Raw genomic sequence first — 4,095 nt, 5'->3', positions numbered from 1 at the left:
GCGACGCGGAGGTAGGCGGCACGATCGCCCGATGGGGTCAGGTGCACCACGCTAGGCCGTGCCGCCCCGGCGAGCCGCAGCTCCAGCACCGCCTGCTCCTCCTCGCGCGGCACTGGAAGCCACAGCTCGAGGACGCGGGTCCCCTCCGGGGGCGTCACGCGGGCCTCATAGGTGAGCCGGACGGTGCGCGGCCCGAGCGCGGCGGGCGTGATGGGTTCGTCGGCGCGGACGCCGGCAGCGGCGAGCGCGGACAGGACGACGGCGAGCGGCAGGTGCATGGGCTCCCTCCTTGAACGTTCCCGGGAGGGAGCGGGCCGCTCAAGCCGTCGGCGCGCGCCCTCCCGCGCGGCGACACCCCACCGGGGCGTCCGCCGTGCTTCAGGAACGCGCGATCACATCGAGGCCAGTCAGCATGGCATGCCAGTAGCAGAAAGCGCCCGGTGGCGGAACACGGAGCCGCGCCAGCCCGCCGTCTCCAGCTCCTAGAATTTCACCAGCGCGTCGAGCTGGAAGCGGGTGAGCGTCGGGTTCGTCGTGCCCGCCGGGCGGTTGATGAAGTTCGTGAAGGTGCTTTTCGCGCTCACGGTGAGCGGGTCGAGGAGCTGGTAGTCGATGCCCACCCCCGGGCCCTCGAGGTTGGTGCCCCCGCTGCCGTAGTCGCTGAAGGTGAAGGCCGAGATGGCGGCCTCCTGCCCGAGGTGCTCGTAGAAGCCGAAGAGCGACCAGTCGCCGCGCGCCTTCGTCTGCCCGAGCCGGAGCCCGCTCGTCCAGGCGTGGGCGTCGTCGGTGGCCGAGTCCCAGTTGTAGAGGTAGTCCCCCCACCAGCGGAGCGGCTTCGTCCCGACGAGGTTCGGGATGGTGGCGCCGAGCGTCAGGCTCGACTGGTTGAAGCCGCTCCTGTAGCCGGTGATGGCGTCGAAGGAGGCGGGCTTCTTCCCCCCCTTCGGCGTCGGCGGCTGGATGGTCCTCGTCACCAGCAGGTTCGTGTTCGCGAGTGAGCTGTTGAAGCCGGAGTTCGCGATCGGCTTGCCGCTCGAGTCGAAGCCGGTCGTGTTCCGGCTGAGCGACTGCGCGATCAGGTCGGGGTTGAGCCACCAGTACTGCCCGAGCCCTCCCTCGAGCTGGAGGCTCCCCAGGTGGAGCGAGGGGTTCACCTGCCCGCCGAACATCCAGCCGTCCTCCTTGTTGGCGACCTCGGAGTAGGTCCACTGGAGCGCGTGCACCTTCACCTGATCGAGCGCGCCGAGCGGGTGGGCGAGGAGCTGGAAGGTCTCGCTCGCGCCCTCGAGCGACAGGTCCTCGTCGAAGATCATCTCGTCGGTGCGGAAGATGGGGTTCGGGAACTTGCCGGCGGTGATGGCGACGGCTCCGGGCCGGAGGTCGAAGCTCTTGCCGGGGGCGAAGGTGAGGTAAGCCCAGTCCAGGTTGAAATTCTTGCGGTTGAAGTTCCCGGTGAGATTCTCGTTGGTCGAGATCACGTCGTTCGGGTTCCCCGACGCGCCCCGGATGGTCGCCGAGAGCTCGTCCGTGAACGCGACCCGGACGCCGAGGCGCGCGCGAATGCGCTCGCGGTTGCGCGCCGTCACGACATCGCCCTTCTTGTGGGGCTGGTGGTAGAAGCCCTCGTGGCGGCCGCGCACGTCGCCGAAGACGGTGGTGCGGCCGAGCCAGTCGGGCAGCTCGGGCCCCTTCCGGGCGGGGGCGCTCGCGGTCTTCGCCTCCTTCGTGGCCTCCTCCGCCTGCTTGCGGGTCGCCTCGCCGAGCGCCTTCTGCTCGTCGATCTGGCGACGCAGGTCCTTCAGCTCCTCCTGCTGCCTCCGGATCGTCTCCTCGAGGACCCGCAGCCGTCGCTCGGCGTCCGTCTCTGCGAGCGCCCGCCCAGCCGGACCGAGGAGCAGCACGAGTGCCAGAGCGCCCGCGATGCGGCGGACGCCGATCTGTCGGGGAGGCGATGACGTGGGTCCGCTGGCCGGCGGGCGGCCGCCGTCATCGCGAGAGTCGTCCATCGTCGGGTCCTCCTCTTCGGGGCGGGTCATATGGCGTAGTCCTGGACGAAGACGCGGAGCTGGCGGGGCGCGACCCACACCGTGTCGCCCACGCGGAGTCGCAGCTCCGCGTAGCGCTCCCAGCTCACGTCGATGGTCAGCATGACGGCGAAGGCCTCTGAGTAGACGCGCACCTTCACCACCGGGCGGGCCGGGTTGACGTGCGTGACCTTCGCCTCGAGGCCCGGCCGGCCGTTGCGGGCGCGCACGATCTCGAGCTCGTGCGAGCGGATGAAGGCCGTCGCGGCGCGCGACTCGTCGTAGGGGTAGTCCGGGTAGGCGACCTCGAGGTTGCCGACTCGCGCCCGCCCGTTCTGCACGCTCGCGTGGAAGACGTTCACGTTGCCGAGGAAATCCATGACGAAGGGGTTGGCGGGCTGCTCGAAGATATCCTGCGGCGTGCCGATCTGCTCGATGCGCCCGTGGTTCATGATGACGACGCGGTCGGCGACCTCGAAGGCCTCCTCCTGGTCGTGCGTGACGAACACGCTGGTCACGTGCAGCTGGTCGTGGAGCCGCCGGAGCCACTGGCGGAGCTCCTGGCGCACCCGGGCGTCGAGCGCCCCGAACGGCTCGTCGAGGAGGAGCACCTTCGGCTCGGCGGCGAGCGCGCGTGCGAGCGCGACGCGCTGGCGTTGGCCGCCGGAGAGCTGCGCAGGCAGCGAGCGCTCGTACCCCTCGAGTTGGACCAGTCGCAGCAGCTCCCGCACGCGCTCGCGGACGCGCGCCCGCGGCACCTTCCGCACGCGCAGCCCGAAGGCCACGTTCTCGAACACGCTGAGATGCCGGAAGAGCGCGTAGTGCTGGAAGACGAAGCCCACGTTGCGCTCGGTCACGGGCGCGTGGGTCACGTCCTCGTCGTGGTAGCGGACGGCGCCCGCGTCGGGCGGTTCGAGGCCGGCGATGATGCGCAGCAGCGTCGTCTTCCCCGAGCCGGAGGGGCCGAGGAGGGCCAGCAGAGCGCCGCTCGGGACCTCGAGGCTGACCTCGCTGAGCGCGACGAACGTGCCGAAGCACTTCGTCACCCGCTCGACCGTGATGCTCATGGCTCGCCTCCCTGGGCCGCGAGCCGCGCGGCCTCGGCCAGGTCGCGGCGGGTCTTCCACTCGAGCGCGGTCTTCGCGAAGAGCGTGACCAGCGCGAGCATGGCGAGCACGGACGCCAGGGCGAAGGCGCCGGGGAGGTTGTACTCCTGGAAGAGCTTCTCGACGCGGAGAGGCATGGTGTCGGTCTTGCCGGCGATGTGGCCGGAGACGACGTAGACGGCGCCGAACTCGCCCATCGCGCGCGCGTTGCAGAGGATCACCCCGTAGAGGAGGCCCCACTTGATGTTGGGCAGCGTGATCAGCCGGAACACCTGCCAGCCGCGCGCCCCGAGGCTGACCGCGGCCACCTCCTCCTCGGCGCCGATCGCCTCCATGAGCGGGATCAGCTCGCGCGCCACCACGGGGAAGGTGACGAAGGCGGTGGCGAGGACGAGGCCGGGGAGGGCGAAGACGATCTTCAGATCGTGGGCGCGGAGCCAGGGGCCGAAGGTGCCCTGCAGGCCGAAGAGGAGGAGGAGGAAGAGGCCGACCACGACCGGCGAGACGGTGAACGGCAGGTCGATGAGAGCGGTGAGCGCCGTGCGGCCCGGGAAGCGGAAGCGCGCGATCGCCCACGCCGCCGCGATGCCGAAGGTCACGTTCAGCCCCACGGCGATGGGCGCCACGATGAGCGTGAGCTTGATCGAGTGGAGCGTGTCGGCATCCCCGGTCAGGTTCCGCCAGTAGACGCCCACGCCGCCGGCGAGCGCCTGCACGAAGACGTTCACGAGCGGGACGACGACGAAGAACGCCATGACCGCGACCGCGGCCAGGATGAGGGCCGCCTTCACGGCGGGCGGGTCGTCGTGCGCGCGGGGAGGGGCCTGGGCCGGGGTCTCAGCCATGGTGTCGCTTGCTCCAGCGTTCGAGGAGGTTGATGGCGAAGAGCGTGACGAACGAGATCGTGAGCAGGACGACGGCGATCGCCGTCGCCTCGGTGTAGGCGAACTCCTCGAGCCGCGCCA

Annotated in this window: 4 protein-coding genes; all 4 read right to left on the bottom strand. The window is 70.5% G+C overall.

Annotated features, from left to right (window positions below):
- Window positions 1-482: 482 nt before the first annotated feature.
- Complete coding sequence (locus tag E6J59_02110) at window positions 483-2,036, bottom strand: hypothetical protein (protein TMB23341.1); 1,554 nt, start codon at window positions 2,034-2,036, stop codon at window positions 483-485.
- The gene (locus E6J59_02105; GenBank protein ID TMB23340.1) at window positions 2,033-3,091 is read right to left on the bottom strand and encodes a sulfate/molybdate ABC transporter ATP-binding protein; all 1,059 of its coding nucleotides are present in this window, start codon (window positions 3,089-3,091) and stop codon (window positions 2,033-2,035) included. The genes E6J59_02110 and E6J59_02105 overlap by 4 nt, the downstream gene beginning before the upstream one ends.
- Window positions 3,088-3,975, bottom strand: coding sequence for a sulfate ABC transporter permease subunit CysW (cysW, locus tag E6J59_02100; GenBank protein TMB23339.1), 888 nt, complete (start codon window positions 3,973-3,975; stop codon window positions 3,088-3,090). The genes E6J59_02105 and cysW overlap by 4 nt, the downstream gene beginning before the upstream one ends.
- A partial coding sequence (locus E6J59_02095; GenBank protein ID TMB23338.1) for a sulfate ABC transporter permease subunit CysT occupies window positions 3,968-4,095 on the bottom strand: 128 nt, incomplete at its 5' end. The genes E6J59_02095 and cysW, both read right to left, overlap by 8 nt.

This window comes from Deltaproteobacteria bacterium, assembly GCA_005879795.1.
Lineage (GTDB): Bacteria > Desulfobacterota > Binatia > DP-6 > DP-6 > DP-6.
Note: the sequence above shows the minus strand (reverse complement) of the source record. Positions and strands in the feature narration are given on the sequence as shown.